The sequence below is a fragment of the Kitasatospora sp. NPDC088548 genome (assembly GCF_044753005.1).
GTDB lineage: Bacteria > Actinomycetota > Actinomycetes > Streptomycetales > Streptomycetaceae > Kitasatospora.
The window spans coordinates 20,901-38,884 of sequence record NZ_JBIVMI010000016.1; the positions used below are offsets into that span (position 1 = coordinate 20,901).

Annotated in this window: 20 protein-coding genes; 11 read left to right on the plus strand and 9 right to left on the minus strand. The window is 73.7% G+C overall.

The annotated features are described in order from the left end of the window. Positions 1-253 precede the first annotated feature (253 nt). Positions 254-1,327: a succinyl-diaminopimelate desuccinylase gene (gene dapE, locus ACIP82_RS20930; protein WP_400655094.1), complete on the plus strand. Its 1,074-nt coding sequence runs from the start codon at positions 254-256 to the stop codon at positions 1,325-1,327. 88 nt (positions 1,328-1,415) lie between these two features. Beyond that, complete coding sequence (locus tag ACIP82_RS20935) at positions 1,416-2,225, plus strand: TIGR00730 family Rossman fold protein (RefSeq protein ID WP_363610848.1); 810 nt, start codon at positions 1,416-1,418, stop codon at positions 2,223-2,225. Between the two features lie 5 nt (positions 2,226-2,230). On the opposite strand, the gene folP is transcribed toward ACIP82_RS20935, so the two are convergent. Further along, positions 2,231-3,043 carry a dihydropteroate synthase gene (folP, locus tag ACIP82_RS20940; RefSeq protein WP_363610931.1) on the minus strand — a complete coding sequence of 271 codons (813 nt, stop codon included), beginning with the start codon at positions 3,041-3,043 and terminating at the stop codon, positions 2,231-2,233. Positions 3,044-3,200: 157 nt separating this feature from the next. Between folP and ACIP82_RS20945 the strand changes: the two genes are divergently transcribed. Together ACIP82_RS20945 and ACIP82_RS20950 are read left to right on the plus strand one after the other, a co-directional pair. After that, complete coding sequence (locus tag ACIP82_RS20945) at positions 3,201-3,617, plus strand: DivIVA domain-containing protein (RefSeq protein WP_400655096.1); 417 nt, start codon at positions 3,201-3,203, stop codon at positions 3,615-3,617. Further along, positions 3,614-4,225 carry a DNA-3-methyladenine glycosylase I gene (locus ACIP82_RS20950; protein WP_400655099.1) on the plus strand — a complete coding sequence of 204 codons (612 nt, stop codon included), beginning with the start codon at positions 3,614-3,616 and terminating at the stop codon, positions 4,223-4,225. Before ACIP82_RS20945 ends, ACIP82_RS20950 begins: the two co-directional genes overlap by 4 nt. A 31-nt stretch (positions 4,226-4,256) precedes the next feature. Here ACIP82_RS20950 and ACIP82_RS20955 read toward each other — a convergent pair whose 3' ends face one another. After that, positions 4,257-5,057, minus strand: a complete 801-nt coding sequence (locus ACIP82_RS20955) for an enoyl-CoA hydratase-related protein (protein ID WP_363610853.1) — start codon at positions 5,055-5,057, stop codon at positions 4,257-4,259. A 296-nt stretch (positions 5,058-5,353) separates the two neighbouring features. Here ACIP82_RS20955 and ACIP82_RS20960 point away from each other — a divergent pair, with 296 nt between their 5' ends. Next, positions 5,354-5,521: a DUF3117 domain-containing protein gene (locus ACIP82_RS20960; protein WP_014137929.1), complete on the plus strand. Its 168-nt coding sequence runs from the start codon at positions 5,354-5,356 to the stop codon at positions 5,519-5,521. A 148-nt stretch (positions 5,522-5,669) separates the two neighbouring features. Here ACIP82_RS20960 and ACIP82_RS20965 read toward each other — a convergent pair whose 3' ends face one another. Beyond that, positions 5,670-6,302, minus strand: coding sequence for an O-methyltransferase (locus tag ACIP82_RS20965; RefSeq protein WP_363610933.1), 633 nt, complete (start codon positions 6,300-6,302; stop codon positions 5,670-5,672). Between the two features lie 291 nt (positions 6,303-6,593). Here ACIP82_RS20965 and sigE point away from each other — a divergent pair, with 291 nt between their 5' ends. The 4 genes from sigE to ACIP82_RS20985 all read left to right on the plus strand — a co-directional run bounded on the left by sigE (position 6,594) and on the right by ACIP82_RS20985 (position 9,818). Continuing rightward, positions 6,594-7,328 carry an RNA polymerase sigma factor SigE gene (sigE, locus tag ACIP82_RS20970; protein WP_400655258.1) on the plus strand — a complete coding sequence of 245 codons (735 nt, stop codon included), beginning with the start codon at positions 6,594-6,596 and terminating at the stop codon, positions 7,326-7,328. Continuing rightward, positions 7,325-8,317, plus strand: a complete 993-nt coding sequence (locus tag ACIP82_RS20975; protein ID WP_363610855.1) for a zf-HC2 domain-containing protein — start codon at positions 7,325-7,327, stop codon at positions 8,315-8,317. The genes sigE and ACIP82_RS20975 overlap by 4 nt, the downstream gene beginning before the upstream one ends. Positions 8,318-8,455: 138 nt before the next feature. Then, positions 8,456-8,893 carry a sec-independent translocase gene (locus ACIP82_RS20980; RefSeq protein ID WP_363610857.1) on the plus strand — a complete coding sequence of 146 codons (438 nt, stop codon included), beginning with the start codon at positions 8,456-8,458 and terminating at the stop codon, positions 8,891-8,893. Positions 8,894-9,125: 232 nt separating this feature from the next. Further along, positions 9,126-9,818: a hypothetical protein gene (locus ACIP82_RS20985; RefSeq protein ID WP_400655105.1), complete on the plus strand. Its 693-nt coding sequence runs from the start codon at positions 9,126-9,128 to the stop codon at positions 9,816-9,818. A 79-nt stretch (positions 9,819-9,897) separates the two neighbouring features. On the opposite strand, the gene ACIP82_RS20990 is transcribed toward ACIP82_RS20985, so the two are convergent. The 4 genes from ACIP82_RS20990 to ACIP82_RS21005 form a co-directional block, all read right to left on the minus strand. Then, positions 9,898-11,058 carry an Mrp/NBP35 family ATP-binding protein gene (locus ACIP82_RS20990; protein WP_363610861.1) on the minus strand — a complete coding sequence of 387 codons (1,161 nt, stop codon included), beginning with the start codon at positions 11,056-11,058 and terminating at the stop codon, positions 9,898-9,900. A 56-nt stretch (positions 11,059-11,114) separates the two neighbouring features. Then, on the minus strand, positions 11,115-11,681 hold the full coding sequence (locus ACIP82_RS20995) for a DUF1003 domain-containing protein (RefSeq protein WP_363610937.1): 567 nt from the start codon (positions 11,679-11,681) through the stop codon (positions 11,115-11,117). Between the two features lie 76 nt (positions 11,682-11,757). Then, positions 11,758-13,041: a magnesium transporter MgtE N-terminal domain-containing protein gene (locus ACIP82_RS21000; protein WP_363610863.1), complete on the minus strand. Its 1,284-nt coding sequence runs from the start codon at positions 13,039-13,041 to the stop codon at positions 11,758-11,760. Positions 13,042-13,141: 100 nt separating this feature from the next. After that, entirely contained in the window at positions 13,142-13,714 is a 573-nt protein-coding gene (locus ACIP82_RS21005) for a hypothetical protein (protein ID WP_400655108.1), read from the minus strand. 135 nt (positions 13,715-13,849) lie between these two features. Between ACIP82_RS21005 and ACIP82_RS21010 the strand changes: the two genes are divergently transcribed. Continuing rightward, positions 13,850-14,773 carry a DMT family transporter gene (locus ACIP82_RS21010; protein ID WP_400655111.1) on the plus strand — a complete coding sequence of 308 codons (924 nt, stop codon included), beginning with the start codon at positions 13,850-13,852 and terminating at the stop codon, positions 14,771-14,773. A 9-nt stretch (positions 14,774-14,782) separates the two neighbouring features. Here ACIP82_RS21010 and corA read toward each other — a convergent pair whose 3' ends face one another. Next, entirely contained in the window at positions 14,783-15,907 is a 1,125-nt protein-coding gene (corA, locus tag ACIP82_RS21015) for a magnesium/cobalt transporter CorA (protein WP_400655114.1), read from the minus strand. 453 nt (positions 15,908-16,360) lie between these two features. Between corA and ACIP82_RS21020 the strand changes: the two genes are divergently transcribed. Further along, the gene (locus ACIP82_RS21020) at positions 16,361-17,026 is read left to right on the plus strand and encodes a suppressor of fused domain protein (RefSeq protein ID WP_363610869.1); all 666 of its coding nucleotides are present in this window, start codon (positions 16,361-16,363) and stop codon (positions 17,024-17,026) included. 71 nt (positions 17,027-17,097) lie between these two features. On the opposite strand, the gene ACIP82_RS21025 is transcribed toward ACIP82_RS21020, so the two are convergent. Further along, entirely contained in the window at positions 17,098-17,958 is an 861-nt protein-coding gene (locus ACIP82_RS21025) for a PHP domain-containing protein (protein WP_363610871.1), read from the minus strand. Positions 17,959-17,984 lie beyond the last annotated feature (26 nt).

The following is a 17,984-nucleotide window of genomic DNA, read 5'->3' on the forward strand; positions in this document are numbered from 1 at the left end:
CTCGCTTCGTCGCGCCCTCCTTCGTCGGTTGCTCCCGCGCTCCTTCGCTTTCGGCACCGGCGCGCCCTTTGGCTCAGGGCGGGTTCGCCCTTCGCCGCCGGGCGCTCGTACCCGGTGCCGACGCTCCTCGCTTCGTCGCGCCCTCCTTCGTCGGTTGCTCCCGCGCTCCTTCGCTTTCGGCACCGGCGCGCCCTTTGGCTCAGGGCGGGTTCGCCCTTCGCCCCCCGGTGGCGCGGCGATAGGCTGGACGACCATGAGCAGCCCGAACACGCCCCTGGACCTCACCCTCGACGGCGGCACGCTGACCGCCCGGCTCGTCGACTTCCCGTCGGTCAGCGGCGACGAGCAGGCGCTCGCCGACGCCGTGGAGGCCGCCCTGCGCGCCTACCCGCACCTCACCGTCGACCGGCACGGCAACAACGTGGTCGCCCGCACCGACCTGGGCCGCGCCGAGCGCGTCCTGCTCGCCGGCCACCTGGACACCGTGCCGATCGCCGACAACCTGCCCTCCCGCGTCGAGGGCGACCTGCTCTACGGCTGCGGCACCTCCGACATGAAGTCCGGTGTGGCCGTCCAGCTGCGGCTGGCCGCCACCCTTCCGGAGCCCAACCGCGACCTCACCTTCGTCTTCTACGACTGCGAGGAGGTGGAGGCCCACCGCAACGGCCTCGGCCACCTCGCCGCCGAGCACCCCGACTGGCTGGCCGCCGACTTCGCGGTGCTGCTGGAGCCCAGCGGCGCCACCGTCGAGGGAGGCTGCCAGGGCACCATGCGGGCGCAGATCCGGCTCACCGGTGTGCGCGCCCACTCGGCCCGCAGCTGGCTCGGTGACAACGCCATCCACCACGCCGCCGAGGTGCTCGGCCGGCTCGCCCGGTACCAGCCGCGCCGGGTGGAGATCGACGGCCTGGAGTACCGCGAGGGCCTCAACGCCGTCCGCATCGACGGCGGCGTGGCCGGCAACGTCATCCCCGACGAGTGCGTGGTGACGGTCAACTTCCGCTTCGCGCCCGACCGCAGCGAGGCCGACGCCGAGAAGCACGTGCGCGAGGTCTTCGAGGGCTACGAGGTGACGGTCACCGACTCCGCCCCGGGCGCGCTGCCGGGCCTCGCCCAGCCCGCCGCGCAGGCCTTCCTGGCCGCCACCGGTGGCGTCGCCCGCGCCAAGTTCGGCTGGACCGACGTCGCCCGGTTCAGCGCGTTCGGCGTCCCCGCGGTCAACTACGGCCCCGGCGAACCGAACCTCGCGCACAAGCGGGACGAGCACTGCTCGCTCAGCGCCGTCACCGAGACCGAGCAGCGGCTGCGCGCCTGGCTGACCAGCTGAGCAGCCGCCGAACACGCCATCTTCCGGACGCCCAACCGACCTTCCCCCGTTGCCTGAAAACGGGGATCAACGGGCGTAGGGTTTCGTCATGACAGGCACAGGAGACGACAAGCACTACGGACACGGCCCCGAGCAGGTGGGCGAGCCGCCGCAGAAGAAGGCCTGGCCCGAGAAGCAGAAGGGCCCGGTGCTGGTGCGCCGGGACCAGGTCGGCACGAGCACCACGGACCAGCGCCTGCTGGACACCACCGGGCCGACCGACTGGCTGCACACCGATCCGTGGCGGGTGCTGCGGATCACCTCCGAGTTCGTCGAGGGCTTCGGTGCGCTGGCCGAACTCCCTCCCGCGATCAGCGTCTTCGGCTCCGCCCGGACCCCGGTCGACTCGCCCGAGTACGCGGCGGGCGTGGAGATCGGCCGGGCGCTGGTCGAGGCCGGCTACGCGGTGATCACCGGCGGCGGCCCGGGCGCGATGGAGGCCGCCAACCGCGGTGCCTCCGACGCGGGCGGGCTGAGCGTCGGCCTCGGCATCGAGCTGCCCTTCGAGCAGGGGCTCAACGAGTTCGTCGACCTCGGACTGAACTTCCGTTACTTCTTCGTCCGCAAGACGATGTTCGTCAAGTACGCGCAGGGCTTCGTGGTGCTGCCCGGCGGACTCGGCACGCTGGACGAGCTGTTCGAGGCGCTCACCCTGGTGCAGACGAAGAAGGTCACCCGCTTCCCGGTGATCCTCTTCGGCAGCGAGTACTGGGGCGGCCTCTTCGACTGGCTGAAGAACACCCTGGTCGCGCAGGGCAAGGCGGCCCCGCACGACCTCGAACTGTTCCACATCACCGACGACGTCGACGAGGTCATGAAGATCCTCGCCGACGCCCGTCGGCCGGTGAACGGGATCTGACCGGCCTACGCCAGCCCCCGGCGGGCCACCGCCGGGGGGCGGGTGCCCCGGATCGAGGCGACCATGTCCAGCACCTGCCGGGTCTCCGCCACCTGGTGCACCCGGTACACCTGGGCGCCCAGCCAGGCCGAGACGGCCGTGGTCGCCAGGGTGCCGAGCAGCCGCTCGTCCACGGGCCGGTCCAGCGTCTCGCCGACGAAGTCCTTGTTGGAGAGCGAGACCAGCACCGGGAAGCCGGTCGCGGTCATCTCCGGCAGCCGCCGGGTGGCCTCCAGCGAGTGCCGGGTGTTCTTGCCGAAGTCGTGCCCCGGGTCGATGATCAGCGCGTCCCGCCGCACCCCGAGCCCGGCGGCCCGCTCGGCCAGCCCGACGGTCACCCGCAGGATGTCCGCCATCACGTCCTCGTAGCCGACCCGGTGCGGCCTGGTCCGCGGTTCGGCGCCGCCCGCGTGGGTGCAGACCAGCCCGACGTCGTGGCGCGCGGCCACCTCGGCGAGTCGCGGGTCCACCCCGCCCCAGGCGTCGTTCAGCAGGTCAGCGCCCACCTCGCAGACCGCCTCGCCGACCTCGTGCCGCCAGGTGTCCACGCTGATCACGGCCCCCGGGTGGCGCCGGCGCAGCTCGGCCACGAACGGCACCGTGCGCCGCAGTTCCTCCTCGACCGTGACCTCGTCGCCCGGCCCGGCCTTCACCCCGCCGATGTCCAGGATGGCCGCGCCCTCGGCCATCGCCCGGTCCGCCGCGGCGAACGCGGCCTCGTCGGCGAAGGTGGCGCCCTTGTCGAAGAACGAATCCGGGGTGCGATTGACGATCGCCATGATCACCAGCTCGTCGTCACCGAATTCCCGTGGTCCCAGACGCAGTGCCACCGATGTCTCCTCCACAGCTGCTCCGGGTGCGATGATGGCCCCCGGCCTATCGGGGACCATGATCCCACTGTTGTCAGGGCCGGCCGGGAAGTCGGGAGGACAGCTCGTGTTCTGGGTGATCGTGGTGGCCATGGCCGTGGTGGTCGGCGGCGCCGCGCTGGTGGCGCTCGGCGGGGGCGGCTCGCTGCCGGAGGCGGTGCAGGACCGGATCGCCGCGCGGCTGCCGCAGGACCGTCCGCTGAGCCGGGACGACGTGGACGGGATCAGGCTGCCGATGGCCGTCCGCGGCTATCGGATGGACGAGGTGGACGACGTCCTCGACCGCCTCGGCGCGGAACTCGCGTACCGCGACTCGCGGATCGCCGAGCTGGAGGCGGGCGCCGCGCTGCGCGGCGCGGTCGAGGCCGGCCCGGACACCGGCGCCGAACCGCTGCCGGGCCTGGAGGAGTTCGCCAAGGTGGTCGAGCCCGCCGTGGTGCTGACCAAGGACTCCGAGGACGCGAAGCCGGGGCGGGACCAGTGACCGAGCCGCTGACCGAGCCCCGCGCCGGGACCGGCGCCGTGGTCGGCCCGGACGGGCTGCGGCGCTGCGCCTGGGGCGACTCGGCGGACGACTACCGGGTCTACCACGACACCGAGTGGGGCCGCCCGGTGCACGGCGACGACGCCCTGTTCGAGCGGGTCTGCCTGGAGGCCTTCCAGTCCGGGCTGTCCTGGATCACCATCCTCCGCCGCCGCGAGGGCTTCCGGGCCGGGTTCGCCGGATTCGAGATCGCCAGGGTCGCGGAGTTCGGACCGGCCGACGTGGAGCGGCTGCTCGCCGACACCGGCATCATCCGCAACCGCGCCAAGATCGAGGCGGCCATCGCCAACGCCCGGGCCGCCCGCGAACTCGACGGCGGACTCGACGCGTTGATCTGGCGGTTCGCCGGTGACCCGGACCGGCCGGCCCCCCGCACCATGGGCGAGGTGCCGGCCATCACACCCGAGTCGACGGCGCTGGCGAAGGCGCTGAAGAAGGAGGGCTTCCGCTTCGTCGGCCCGACCACCGCCTACGCCCTGATGCAGGCCTGCGGCCTGGTCGACGACCACCTGGCCGACTGCCACGTCCGGGCGGCCCTGACGCGCTGAGGCGGCCCGGACGGCCCCTCGGGCCCGGGCGTCAGCGCCCCAGGTACTCCGGCTTCTCCTTGGCGATGAAGGCGCGGACCGCGATCCGGTGGTCCTCGCTGTCGCCCGCCAGGGTCTGCAGCTCGTCCTCCTTGTCCAGCAGTTCGTCCAGCGTGTGCGAAGCGCCGTACGCCAGCGACTCCTTGATGGCGCCGTACGCCACCGTGGGGCCCGCGGCCAGCTCCTTGGCGAAGGCCCGCGCGGTGGCGGCCAGCTCGGCGGCCGGGACCACCTTGGTGGCCAGACCCAGCTCCATCGCCTCGGCGGCCTTCACGGTCCGCGGCAGCATCAGCAGTTCGGTCGCCTTCGCGTGCCCGACCAGCCGCGGCAGCGTCCAGGACGCGCCCGAGTCGGCGGTCAGCGCGATCCCGGCGAAGGCGGTGTTGAAGCCGGCCGTGTCCGCGACGATCCGGAAGTCGCAGGCGAAGGCCAGCGAGGCGCCCGCGCCCGCCGCCACCCCGCCGACCGCCGCCACGGTCGGCTTGCGCATCCCTGCCAGCGCCCGCAGCAGCGGGTTGTAGTGCTCGGCGACGGTCTTCAGCGCGCCCTCGCCGGTCTCCCCGGCCCGCTTGAGCAGCTCCAGGTGCTCCTTGAGGTCCTGCCCGACGCAGAACGCGCGCTCACCGGCGCCGGTGAGCAGCACCGCCCGCACCGCCCGGTCCTCGGCGGCGGCCGCCACGGTGTCCCGCAGCGCCACCTTGGTCGCGGTGTCCAGCGCGTTCATCGCCTCCGGGCGGTTGACGGTGATGACGGCCAGGCCGCCGTCGAGCTCGTACAGGACGGAATCGGACATGGGCGAGGGCTCCCTTGTGATCGTCGCGGGGTCGGTCGTCTGCCAGGATGCCGGAGTGCGCGGCCGGGTGGGGAGTGTGAGGTATCGCACCTTTCGGTGCCGCGCCGACCGCCGCCGCGCCGGGGCTTATGCCGGGAAATGTGCCGCTTGGGCCCAATCCGGCCGTGGTTGCACCGAGAGTGATGTTGGTCATCAGCCCGTGGCATGCGGGATAATGGCTTCCGATCAATGCGTTCGATACCGGCGGTGGACGGACTGCCGGTGCGTAGCTGAGCGTTGCAGGAAGGGGAACGAGCATGGCGGCCATGAAGCCGCGGACGGGTGACGGCCCGCTCGAAGTCACCAAAGAGGGGCGGGGCATCATCATGCGCGTTCCGCTCGAAGGCGGCGGACGCCTTGTGGTGGAGCTCACGCCTGACGAGGCCGACGCCCTCGGCGAGGCCCTGAAGAAGGCCTGCGGCTGACCGCAGCGGGAACTCCCCATCTCCTGGAGATGTGCCGCCGGGCCCGGGTTCGACACGATGTGTCGGCCCGGGCTCTGTGGTTTCCGCCCCGGGCCCGGGTCCTGCCGGGCCCCGCTGCCCGGCCGGGCCCCCGGCCCCGTCGGGCCCGCTACCGCTTGACGGCGCAGAGCAGGCCGTCCGAGACCGGCAGCAGCGCCGGCAGCAGGTCGTCGCTCTCCCGGACGTCCCGGACCAGGTCGCGCACCGCGTGGGTCTGCGGGTCCTGCTGCTCCGGCTCGGCCAGCCGGCCCTCCTGGAACACGCCCTCGAAGCAGACCATCCCGCCCGGTCGCAGCAGCCTCAGCGACTCCGCCAGGTACTCCCGGGACTCCGCCGGGTCCCCGTCGCAGAACACCAGGTCGTACTGGCCGTCCGCGAGCCGGGGCAGCACCTCCAGCGCCCGGCCCGGTATGAACCGGGAGCGGTTGGCCGCGAATCCGGCCGCGTGGTAGGCCTCCCGGGCCAGCTGCTGGCGCACCGGCTCGGAGTCCACCGTGGTGAGCACACCGTCCGGCCGCATCCCGCGCAGCAGGTAGACGCCGGAGACGCCCGTCCCGGTACCGATCTCGGCGACGGCCTTGGCGTCCAGCGCCGCGGCCAGCAGCCGCAGGCAGGCACCGCCGCTCGGCCCGATCGACCTTATTCCCGTCCGCGCCGACTGGGCCCGGGCGTAGGTCAGCACCGCGTCCTCGCCCACAAAAGTGTCGGCGAGGGCCGCACGCGCGGGCCCGAACTCGCTGATGGCTGCCTCTTTCGGAGCCCCGGGTGGCGGCCCGGTGCCGAGGGGATGTCGATATTTCCTGCCACAGATTACTGGCCGACCGGGAACCGCGTACGGCGGCGGGCCGTTGCTGAAGAAGGGACCGGCCTGCGGATACCCCCCGGGCACTTTTATCCGGGCTTGACGGGTGAGGTGGATATGGTGGTGGCCCTGCTGGGCAGAAGAGCCGACCGAGGAGGTGTGGCCGAGGGCGACGTCCCTGTGCGGCGGCACATCCGCGGCACCGCGTCAGTCCGTACGCCGAAGCCCGTGATGAACCAGCCTGCGCACTCCACCCTGGACCAGCCGGCCGCCGAGACGCCGGTCGCCGGTGCCGCCGAGGCCCCCGCCGCCCTCGCGACCTTCACCGAGGGTCCCGACGCGCAGACCTGGACTCCGCCCACCTGGGAGGAGATCGTCGAGGCGCACAGCGCCCGCGTCTACCGCCTCGCCTACCGCCTGACGGGCAACCAGCACGACGCCGAGGACCTCACCCAGGAGGTCTTCGTCCGGGTCTTCCGTTCGCTGTCGACCTACACCCCCGGCACGTTCGAGGGCTGGCTGCACCGGATCACCACCAACCTGTTCCTGGACATGGTCCGCCGCCGCCAGCGGATCCGCTTCGACGCGCTCGGCGAGGACGCGGCCGAGCGCCTGGCCAGCCGCGAGCCGAGCCCGGCCCAGCACTTCAGCGACACTCACTTCGACGCCGACGTCCAGCAGGCGCTCGACACCCTCGCCCCGGAGTTCCGCGCCGCCGTGGTGCTCTGCGACATCGAGGGCCTCTCCTACGAGGAGATCGCCGCGACGCTGGGCGTCAAGCTCGGCACCGTCCGCAGCCGCATCCACCGCGGCCGCTCCCACCTGCGTGCCGCGCTCAAGCACCGCGCCCCCGGCTCGGCCCCCGGCCGTGAGCGCCGGGGCGGCTCCGAGGAGCCGGTGCCGGTCGGTGCCGTCGCCGGTGAGGCCGTCGGGGCGCCTGGTGGGCGCGGACGGAGGCGATCGTGAGCGCAACCGGCCGGTCAGGGCCGGACGCGGTCGGCAAGGCCGCGGCCCGGAGGAGCGGTTGGGCCCAGCTCGGGCGCCGGGGCCACGAGGAGCCCGACGCGCCCGCGGTGCTCGCCGGCCCGCTGCCGGGCGAGTCGGCGCTGCGCGCGGTGGCCGTCCGGCCGACCGAGCCCGCCGCCGAGGAGCACCATCTCGGGGAGCGGCTCTCCGCCTTCGTCGACGGCGAACTCGGCCATGACTCCCGTGACCGTGTCCAGGCCCACCTGGCGACCTGCCCGGAGTGCCTCGCCGAGGCCGACGAGGGCCGGGCCGTCAAGCACCTGCTGACCCGTACCGGCACCCCCGGCCCGTCCTCGGCGCTGATGGCCCGGCTGATGGCCGTCGGTGCCCTCCCGGACGACGAGCGGCCGGGCGGCCGGCCCCGCCGCGACGACGACGACCTCCCCGGCGGCGGCGTGGCGGCCGCGGGCACGCTCGGCGGCAGCCGGCTCACCGGCGGTTCGTTCGGCCGGGGCGCGGGTGCCTCCTTCGGCGCGGGCGCGCTCGGCGCCGACGCACCGCTGCCCGGGGTCGACCCGAGGGCGTTCGGGCGCGGCGGTTCGGTGCTGCGCCCGCTGATGGGCCGGCGCACGGGCCGGCCCGAGGCTCCGGTCCGGCCGCAGCCGGCCGCGGCGGCCACCGCGGTGGCCCGGCAGGCCCCGCCGCGTGGGCGCCGGTTCGTCTTCGCCGCCGCCGGCGCCTTCTCGGTCGCCGCGGTCACCCTCGGCGGGGTCGGCGGCTTCGCCGGTCCGGCCGACGAGCAGCACGGCACCTCGGTGAGCCCGGTCGGCGGCCCCGGCCGCGGCGGTCCGGTCCCGATGAACGCGCAGGTCCCGGTGGACTTCCCGGTCCACCCGGTGGCCGCCACCCGTTCCGCGGTCCCGCCCCGGGACCTGCCGGACCGCGTCACCGGCTCCGGTCTCGCCGGGATGCACCACGAGAACCGCTAGAACGGGCCTCGCGGGCCGCTCGTGACGGTTATGGCCATCGGCAGGTCTTTACCACGGCTTCATCACCGTGTGGGTCAGGGACCGGCCGGTGGCCATTACGCTGTTAGGAACCGCCGTCGGAGGAGCTAGGGAGCTTAGGTGTTCAGCGACGTAGGCTCACTGGAGGTCCTGACCCTGGTCATCATGGCCATCGTGATCTTCGGTCCGGACAAGCTGCCGAAGCTGATCCAGGACACCATGGGCTTCATCCGGAAGATCCGGTCCTTCGCCGACAGCGCGAAGGAGGACATCCGCAGCGAACTGGGCCCCGAGTTCCAGGACTTCGAGTTCGAGGACCTGCACCCCAAGACCTTCGTCCGCAAGCAGCTCATGGGCGGCAACGAGGACCCGCTGGGTCTCAAGGAGATGCGGGACACCCTGGACATCCGGTCGGTGCTGGACGACAAGCCCGCCGCCACCGTGAACGGCCGCGCGGGCACCGTCAGCATGGACAAGTCCGCCGCCGCTCCGGCGGCCTCCGCCGGGGCCCCGCTCCAGCCCGGTGAGCGACCCCCGTTCGACCCCGACGCGACCTGACGAGGCCTGCCGCGACCCGGCGCCGGCACCCCGCGAGCGACACCACCGCCCCGTCCGGCCGCCCGGCTGAGCGGGGCGGTGGTGTGTGCGCCGCTATTGTGCTGATTGTTCCCGCTGTGCCGTCTGTCACTTCCGGTCCGATCCGGACCGAAGGCGCACGGCGGAGACGCCGGGGTGGGCCACCATGGGAGCGCACCGCGGCAGGGAAAAACGTGCGTTGAGGAGGTCCGGGATGGACGCGACGAGTCATGCGGTGACGAGTCATGCGGTGGGGACGACGGCCACGGCGGGTGGCCCGGTGGTCGGCGGGCAGCCCGGCCCGGCGGACCCGCTGGTGCCCTACCTGTCGGCGGACTTCCCCTGGTACGGCCTGGACGACGGCTGGACCGGGCGCCGCTATCTGATGCAGGCCGGCGCCGGGGGCCCGCGCGCCGGGGCCGCCGGCAACGTCGACTACGGCACCCTCGGCCACGGCGAGGAGCCGGCCAGACAGTACGAGCCGCGTGACATGCGCAAGTTCGCCGTGGTCGTCACGATGGCCCGCCGGGACAGCCGCCGCAGCGTCGACAACACCGGCACCCTCGAGGCGACCTCGGCCTCCTCCGCCGCCTGGCTGGCCGGCTCCGGCCTGCTCGCGGCGACCTGGCCGGGCCAGCTGGACCGCACGCTGCGCCAGGACTGGCTGGACCAGCAGAGCACGCTCGCCTGGGACCTCGCCGACGACCTGGCCGGCCCCGGCTGGTCCACCCTCAGCCTCCCGGTGAACGGCCTGCCGCAGCCCTTCCGCTACCGCGAGTCCGAGTACGGCTGGGTGCTCGCCGGCGAGGCCCCCGGCGTCCTGCTCGGCGCCTACGGCCGGGGCGTCAGCGCGTACGGCGCGGGCTTCGCCACCGTCCCCGACCTGACCGCCTACACCCGCCCCTGAGCCGCCCGCCCGGGGGCTCCGCGGCCCCCGGAGACGGCAACGGGCCGGACGCCCGCGCCCGGCCCGTTCACCGCTCGGGTCAGAACTTGTTCCTCGGGGTGAGCCCGAGGGAGAGGCCGGAGAGGCCGCGCTGACGGCCGCCGAGCTTGCCGGCGACGGAGCGCAGGGCGGCGCCGGCCGGGGAGTCGGGGGCGGCGAGCACGACCGGGCGGCCGTCGTCGCCGCCCTCGCGCAGCCGGACGTCGATCGGGATCGAGCCGAGCACCGGCACGGTGGCGCCGACGGTCCGGGTGAGCGCGTCCGCGACGGTCTGGCCGCCGCCGGTGCCGAACACGTCGATCATCTCGTCGCAGTGCGGGCAGGGCATGCCGGACATGTTCTCGATCACGCCGACGATCTTCTGGTGGGTCTGCACCGCGATGGTGCCGGCCCGCTCGGCGACCTCGGCGGCGGCCATCTGCGGGGTGGTGACGATCAGGATCTCGGCGTTCGGCACCAGCTGGGCCACCGAGATGGCGATGTCGCCGGTGCCGGGCGGCAGGTCGAGCAGCAGGACGTCCAGGTCGCCCCAGTAGACGTCGGCGAGGAACTGCTGCAGCGCGCGGTGCAGCATCGGGCCGCGCCAGACCACCGGGGCGTTGCCCGGGGTGAACATGCCGATCGAGATGACCTTCACGCCGTGTGCCTGCGGCGGCATGATCATGTCCTGGACCTGGGTGGGCCGGCCCTCGACGCCCAGCATGCGCGGCACGCTGTGGCCGTAGATGTCGGCGTCCACGACGGCGACCTTCAGGCCGTCGGCGGCCATCGCGGCCGCCAGGTTCACCGTCACCGAGGACTTGCCGACGCCGCCCTTGCCGGAGGCGACCGCGTAGACCCGGGTCAGCGTGCCGGGCTTGGCGAACGGGATCTCCCGCTCGGGGGCGCCGCCGCGCAGCAGCTGGGAGAGCTCCTTGCGCTGCTCGTCGCTCATCACGTCGAGTTCGACCTCGACGCCGGTCACGCCCGGGACCTTGCCGACCGCCTCGCGGACCCGGGTGGTGATGGTGTCGCGCATCGGACAGCCGGAGACGGTCAGGTAGACCGCGACGCGCACCGCGCCGCCCTCGGCGATCTCGACCGATTTCACCATGCCGATCTCGGTGATCGGGCGGTTGATCTCCGGGTCGTTGACGGTCGCCAGCGCCTGGCGTACGGAATCCTCCGTGACGCCGGCCGCGACCTCTGTCTCGTTGGCCATGCCTTGATGGTACGGCGCTCAGGGGGGTGGCCGACCGGCCGGTAGCGTGCCGCGGATCACAGCGCCTCGGAGGGCTCCCGGCGCTCGTCGATCTCCCTGAGCAGGGACTGGAGTTCGGAGCGGATACCGCCCAGTTCGGAGGCGATGAAGGCGCGGGTGGCGACCTCGCCGAGGCCCTGCCGCAGGGCGGCGACCTCGCGGGTCAGGTACTCGGTGTCGGCGATGTTGCGGTCGCTGCGGGCGCGGTCCTGCTCCATGTTGACGCGGTCCCGGTTGTCCTGGCGGTTCTGCGCGAGCAGGATCAGCGGCGCCGCGTACGAGGCCTGCAGCGACAGCATCAGGGTGAGGAAGATGAACGGGTAGTTGTCGAACCGCACCGAGCTGGGCAGCAGGGTGTTCCAGGCCACCCAGACGATGATCACCACCGTCATCCAGACGATGAACCGGCCGGTGCCGAGGAAGCGGGCGATCCGCTCGGAGAGCTTGCCGAAGGCCTCCGGGTCGTAGGCCGGCAGCGTGATCAGCCCGGGGCGGGCGGTGCGCGGCTGGTCGAGCCGGGTGCGGGCCGGTCCGGTGACCGAGGTCTCGGTGCGCTGGAGGCGGCCGCCCTCGCGGGTGCGCAGTTCGCGCAGCTGGCGCAGTTCCCGCAGTTCGCCCTGCAGGCGCTTGCGGGGGGAGTCGTCGCGTCGGCCCTTGCGGTCAGCGTCCACCGGTCGCCTCTCTCTCGTCGTCCAGCCCGTGCAGGGCGGCCTCGCGCCAGTCGTCGGGCAGCAGGTGGTCGAGCACGTCGTCGACGGTGACCGCGCCGAGCAGGTGGTCGCCGTCGTCGACGACGGGCGCGGCCACCATGTTGTACGTCGCCAGGTAGCTGGTGATCAGGGACAGCGGGGTGTCCGGCGGCAGCGGGTCCAGGTCGTCGTCCACCAGCGAGCCGACCAGGACGTACGGGGGCTCGCGGAGCAGCCGCTGGAAGTGCACGGTGCCCAGGTACTTGCCGGTAGGGGTCTCGTTCGGCGGGCGGCAGACGAAGACCTGTGCGGCGAGGGCCGGCTTGTGGTCGGAGATCCGGACGCGGGCGAGCGCCTCGGCCACCGTGGCGTCCGGCTCCAGCACGATCGGCTCGGTGGTCATCAGGCCGCCGGCGGTGTTCTCCTCGTACGTCAGCAGCCGCCGCACCGGCTCGGCCTCGTCCGGCTCCATCAGCTGGAGCAGCCGCTCGGCCTCGTCCCCGGGCAGTTCGGAGAGCAGGTCGGCGGCGTCGTCCGGGTCCATCGCCTCCAGGACGTCGGCGGCCCGTTCGTCCTTCAGCTTGCCGATGATCTCGACCTGGTCGTCCTCGGGCAGCTCCTCCAGGACGTCGGCGAGCCGTTCGTCGTCGAGGGCGGCGGCGACCTCGGCGCGGCGCTTGGCGGAGAGGTGGTGCAGGACGTTGGCGAGGTCGGCGGGGCGCAGCTGGTCGAAGGTGGCGAGCAGGTTGGCGGCGCCCTGGTCCTGCTCGGGGAGGGCGAAGCCGGTGACGTCCTTCCAGTTCAGGGTCAGCCGCTCGCCCTTGCCCTTGCGCAGCCGGCCGGCCCGGCCGACCTGGACGAAGACCTTGCTGATCTCCCACTCGCGCACCCGGGCCTGGACCATCGCCACGTCCAGCACGGTGACCTCCTCGGAGGTCTTGCTCCAGGTGACGGTGCGGTCCAGCAGCTCGGCGAGGACGAGGGTCTCGGACGGGCGCTGTTCGAAGCGGCGCATGTTGATCACGCCGGTGGTCAGCACCTGGCCGGACTCCAGGCTGGTCACCCTGGTCATCGGGAGGAAGATCCGGCGCCGGCCGACCACCTCGACCACCAGCCCGAGCACCCGCGGCGGGCGGCCGCCGAGCCGCAGCGAGACCACCACGTCGCGAACCCGGCCGACCTGGTCGCCGTTCGGGTCGAAGACGGCGATACCGGCGAGGTGCGAGATGAAGACCCGGCCCCCTGGACCTGCCATGGACTCCCTCGACTCGCTCGACGCCCGGTCGGGCGCGCGCGGCGCGCCCCGCGTGCACAGGCTACCCGGGCCGCGGCGGACCGGCCTGGCGAGGCGTGGTTCAGCTCCCGGTGCGGCCGGTGCGGCGCTTGAACAGCAGCCGGGGCAGGCCGGCCGGGACGGGCCGGCGGGTGGTGGCGGGGGTGGGCATCGGGACGACGGCGTGCGAGTCGTCGGGCATGGCGCCCGGCCGCTCGGTGAGCAGGCCGTCGCCGCGGCCGGCCGGCTCCAGCCGCAGGACGCGGCACTCGCGGGCCCAGCGCTCGGTGATGGTGTCGGTGTCGGGCGCGTTCAGCCGCTTCCCCTTGAGCTCCTCGACCGCGCCGAGCCAGGCCTCGCCCCGCGGGGCGAGCTCGGTGACCCGGGCCGGCCAGCCGGTCAGCCGGCCGCCCTTGTCCTTGCTGCGGACGGTCACCACGGCGCCCGCCCCGGCGGCCAGACCGTGCAGCGGCTGCTCGTCGCCGTCACCGACCACCACCACGGCGCCGTCGTACCAGGCGTGCCAGAGCGCCCGGCTCTGCTCCTGGCCGTCCGCCCGCACCCAGAGCAGACCGGACTTCTTCGCGGCCTCCTCCAGCAGGGCCCGGTCGAGGAAGTCGTCGGCGGTCGCGGTCGCGGCAGGCGTACGGTCCATGGCGGACAGCGTACGTCCTGGGCCGTCCGGGAGATGTCTCACCCGTCGGGCGACAGTTCCGTGAGCGTGGCACGGGCCTTACCTTGGGAGCGCCCCTCCGGGGTGTCCGCCCCCGCCACGAGCCGAAGGAGCGCCGTGCCCGCCGCCCGGTCCGAGACCGCAGCCCCCGTCCGCACCGCCCCGGTGCCGTCGCACCCGCTGCCCACCCTCGACCTGCTGCTGCTCGCGGTCTCCGTCGCGGGCATCTCGCTCTCCGCGCCGCTGATCAGCGCCACCGCCGCGCCCGCCCTGGCGATCGCGTTCTGGCGCAACGTCATGTCGGTCGGCGTGCTCGGCCCGTACGCGCTGCTGCGGCACCGGGCGGAGCTGCGCGGGATCGGCCGGCGGGCGCTGCTGCTGGCGGTGGCGGCCGGTGTGCTGCTCGCCGTGCACTTCGCGCTCTGGATGCCGAGCCTGCGGATGACCTCGGTGGCCTCGGCGACCGCGCTGGTGACCACCACCCCGCTCTGGACGATCCTGCTGCTGCGGCTGCTCGGGGTGCGGGCGCCCCGACCGGTCTGGACCGGGACGTGCGTGGCCTTCGCCGGGGTGCTGGTGCTCACCGGGGTGGACCTCTCGCTCTCGCCCCGCGCGCTGCTCGGCGACGCGCTGGCGCTCGGCGCCGGACTGGCGGCAGCCGGGTACCTGCTGCTGGGTGCGGAGGTCCGCAGGACCGTGAGCACCACCGCGTACACGCTGGTCTGCTACGCCACCACGGCGGCGGTGCTGCTGGTGGTCTGCCTGGCCGCCGGGACGCCGATGACGGGCTGGCCGGCCGGGGTCTGGTGGCAGATCGTGCTGCTGATGGTCACCGCCCAGCTGCTCGGCCACTCGCTCAGCAACCGGGTGGTGCGCACGCTCGGCCCGTCCGTCACCTCGACCGCGATCCTGCTGGAGACGCCGGGCGCCGCGCTGATCGCGGCCGTCTGGCTGGGCCAGTGGCCCCCGGCGGCCGCGTACCCGGCGGTGGTGCTGATCCTGCTCGGTCTGGTCCTGGTCGCGCGGGGCGGCCGGAGGTAGGCGACGGCTTCAGAGCCAGCCGTTGCGGCGGAAGCCCCGGTACATCCCGATGCAGACGATGACGATCCCGCTGAGCACCACCGGGTAGCCGTACTTGGTGTCCAGCTCGGGCATGTACTTGAAGTTCATGCCGTAGACGCCGGTGATCATGGTGGGGACGGCGAAGATCGCCGCCCAGGCGGTGATCTTGCGCATGTCCTCGTTCTGCGCCACCGAGACCTGTGCCAGGTTGGCCTGGAGCAGCGAGTTCAGCAGTTCGTCGAAGCCGTGCACCTGCTCGGTGACCCGGGCGAGGTGGTCGGCGACGTCCCGGAAGTACTTCTGGATGTCCGGGTCGACCAGGCGCTGGAGCGGCTCGGAGAGCTGCTGCATCGGGCGCAGCAGCGGTGCCACCGCCCGCTTGAACTCCAGTACCTCGCGCTTGAGTTGGTAGACCCGGCCGACGTCGGTGCCCCGGCCGCCCTTGTTGGAGAAGACGTCGGACTCGATCTCGTCCACGTCGGTCTGCAGCCGGTCGGCGACCAGCAGGTAGTTGTCCACCACGTGGTCGGCGATGGCGTGGAGCACGGCGGACGGGCCCTTGGCGAGCAGCCCGGCGCCGTCCGCGTCGGCCTCCAGACGGTGCCGCAGTTCCTGCAGTGAACTGTGTCCGCCGTGCCGGACGGTGATCACGAAGTCCCGCCCGGCGAAGACCATCAGCTCGCCGGTCTCGACCACCTCGCTGGTCGGGGTGAGCTGGTCGTGCTCGACGTAGCGGATCGTCTTGAAGACGGCGAACAGCACGTCGTCGTACCGCTCGACCTTGGGCCGCTGGTGCGCGTGGACGGCGTCCTCGACCGCGAGCGGGTGCAGGCCGAAGCGCTGGGCGATGCCCTCGAACTCGGCCTCGGTGGGCTCGTGCAGGCCGATCCAGCTGAACGACCCGGCGCCCTCGGGCAGTTGCTGCGAGGCCTTGACCTGGCGGGCCGCCTCGCGCGGGCTGCAGCTCTCGCCGTGGCGGCGGCCGTGCTGGTAGACCGCGCAGTCCACCACGGAGGAGGCGGACCGGTCCGGGTGGACCGAGTCGAACAGGCCGGCCGCGGTGCGGCGGCGGTTGGTGCGGACGGCGGCGCGCAGGCTGTTGATCATCGACATGGCAGGCTCCCTTGGGCAGGAGCCGTCGCACGGCGGCGCGGTGGCGGAAGGGCCGTGGTGCGACGGCGAGGAACACCGATGGATTCCGGCGCCTGCGGTCGGTCCTCGGCCTTGCTGGGGCACGTGGTGGAGCGACCGGGCGTCGGTGGGGTGCTCTCCCGGCCGGCCCGACACTTGCCTCGGTCATCTCGACGGACGCGGCTGTTCCAGCTGCTGCTGTTGTTTCAGCCTGCGTGGCGAGGGGTACGGGGAAGGCGTCCGGGCCGGGTAGAGCTGCCGGTACTGCATGGTCGGCTGGTATCCACCGCAACCACCTCCTTCACGCCGCTGCCCCGGAGGTAAGGATCCCCGGTGGCCAGTCGCTCACACTAACATCTGACCGGCTGTCGGCGCTGGGGCGTTCCGGTGGCGGCCGTGCCAACCGCGGGGGTGCGCCGGGTTACGCTCACCGGCATGGCGCACGACTTCCCGCCCTTCGGCGATCTCCCCCCGGCCTCCGGCTGGGAGGACCCTCACGGCAGCCCGCACGGCGCCTCCCGGGAGGCGGTGCTGGCCGCCGTGGAGGCCCGGCTGCTGACCGCCTTCGGCGAGCCCGGTGGCCGTGCCGCGGTCACCTTCCTCGGCGCGGACCGGATCGAGGTGCTGCGCTTCGGCCCGGACGCCGAGGGGCTGGTCCGTTACGCGACGCTCGGGATGTCCGCCGCGCCGATGGCCGACCCGGCCGCACCGGTCGCCGACCAGGTGCGCGGCCCGCGCGTCGAACTGGTGCTGACGGTCCGCGGGGGCCGCGACAGCGTGCTCCGCTCGCTGGCCACCTTCGCCGCGACGCCGCAGGTGGAGGGCCTGGTGGTGGCCCCCGGCGGCTCGCTGGACCTCGGCGCCCCGCTCTGGGACGGCGCGCCGTTCACCTCCGTACTGGCCGCCGAACCGGGCGGTCTGGTGGCCGACCTGGAGCTGGAGGGGCCGGCCGACCCGGTCCGCTTCCTGCCGCTGCTGCCGATGACGCCCAACGAGGCCGGCTGGAAGCGGGTGCACGGCGCGGCCGCGCTGGAGGAGCGCTGGCTGAAGCACGGCACCGATCTGCGCGACCCGGAGCGGCGCGGCGTCCCGCTGGACTGACGGCCGGTCAGCCGGGGGCGCGGGGCGTCGGCCGCACCACGCCCGGTGCCCCCGTACGCCCGCGTGAGCGGTCAGCCGCCGATCGGCTTCGCGCCGGTGGCCTGGGCCAGCAGCGCCTCGTAGACGGCCGGGTCGGTGGTGTGCTCGCCGAGCCGCACGGTCTTGCGGGTGCCGTGGTAGTCGCTGGAGCCGGTGGTCAGCAGGCCGAGTTCGGCGGCCAGCGCGCGCAGCCGGGCCCGGGCCGGTTCGTCGTGGTCGATGTGGTCGACCTCCAGCGCTGCCAGGCCGGCCGCCGCGAGATCGGCGATCACCTGGTCGGAGACGGTCCGGCCGCGCTTGACCGCGCCCGGGTGGGCGAAGACCGGCACCCCGCCGGCCGCCCGGACCAGCCGGACCGCCGTGACCGGGTCGGTCTCGTGCTTGCGGACGTCCGCCCGGCCGCCGTTGGCCAGCCAGTCGGCGGTGAAGGCGTCCGAGACGGTCGCCACCACGCCCGCCTCGACCAGCGCGCTGGCGATGTGCGGCCGGCCCACCGAGCCGGTGCCCGCGATCCGTTCGACCTGCTCCCAGCTGATGTCCGCGCCCAGGGCGCGGCAGCGCTCGACGATCGCCCGCCCGCGCCGGAACCGGTCCGTGCGGACCAGCTCGCGCTCGCGCGCGAACTCCGGCTCGGCCGGGTCGAACAGGTAGGCCAGCAGATGCATGCTGATGCCGTCCACCACGCAGGACAGTTCGGCGCCCGGGACGAGGGTCAGCCGGGCCCCGGCCGGCAGCGCGCGCACCGCCCCGGCGGCCTCGGCGTGGCCCGCCACGGTGTCGTGGTCGGTGAGCGCGACCACGTCCAGGCCCGCGGCGACGGCCGCCCTGACCAGCTCCGCCGGGCTGTCGGTGCCGTCGGACGCGTTGCTGTGGGCGTGCAGGTCGATGCGCACGGAGTGCTCTCCTGGGGTGGACGCTC

What these genes read in the sequence shown, in the direction of transcription:
- dapE (WP_400655094.1), top strand. Translation starts at nt 254, where the DNA reads ATGAGCAGCCCGAACACGCCCCTGGACCTCACCCTCGACGGCGGCACG.
- ACIP82_RS20935 (WP_363610848.1), top strand. Translation starts at nt 1,416, where the DNA reads ATGACAGGCACAGGAGACGACAAGCACTACGGACACGGCCCCGAGCAG.
- folP (WP_363610931.1), bottom strand. Translation starts at nt 3,043, where the DNA reads ATGGCGATCGTCAATCGCACCCCGGATTCGTTCTTCGACAAGGGCGCC.
- ACIP82_RS20955 (WP_363610853.1), bottom strand. Translation starts at nt 5,057, where the DNA reads ATGTCCGATTCCGTCCTGTACGAGCTCGACGGCGGCCTGGCCGTCATC.
- ACIP82_RS20960 (WP_014137929.1), top strand. Translation starts at nt 5,354, where the DNA reads ATGGCGGCCATGAAGCCGCGGACGGGTGACGGCCCGCTCGAAGTCACC.
- sigE (WP_400655258.1), top strand. Translation starts at nt 6,594, where the DNA reads ATGAACCAGCCTGCGCACTCCACCCTGGACCAGCCGGCCGCCGAGACG.
- ACIP82_RS20985 (WP_400655105.1), top strand. Translation starts at nt 9,126, where the DNA reads ATGGACGCGACGAGTCATGCGGTGACGAGTCATGCGGTGGGGACGACG.
- ACIP82_RS20990 (WP_363610861.1), bottom strand. Translation starts at nt 11,058, where the DNA reads ATGGCCAACGAGACAGAGGTCGCGGCCGGCGTCACGGAGGATTCCGTA.
- ACIP82_RS21000 (WP_363610863.1), bottom strand. Translation starts at nt 13,041, where the DNA reads ATGGCAGGTCCAGGGGGCCGGGTCTTCATCTCGCACCTCGCCGGTATC.
- ACIP82_RS21005 (WP_400655108.1), bottom strand. Translation starts at nt 13,714, where the DNA reads ATGGACCGTACGCCTGCCGCGACCGCGACCGCCGACGACTTCCTCGAC.
- corA (WP_400655114.1), bottom strand. Translation starts at nt 15,907, where the DNA reads ATGTCGATGATCAACAGCCTGCGCGCCGCCGTCCGCACCAACCGCCGC.
- ACIP82_RS21020 (WP_363610869.1), top strand. Translation starts at nt 16,361, where the DNA reads ATGGCGCACGACTTCCCGCCCTTCGGCGATCTCCCCCCGGCCTCCGGC.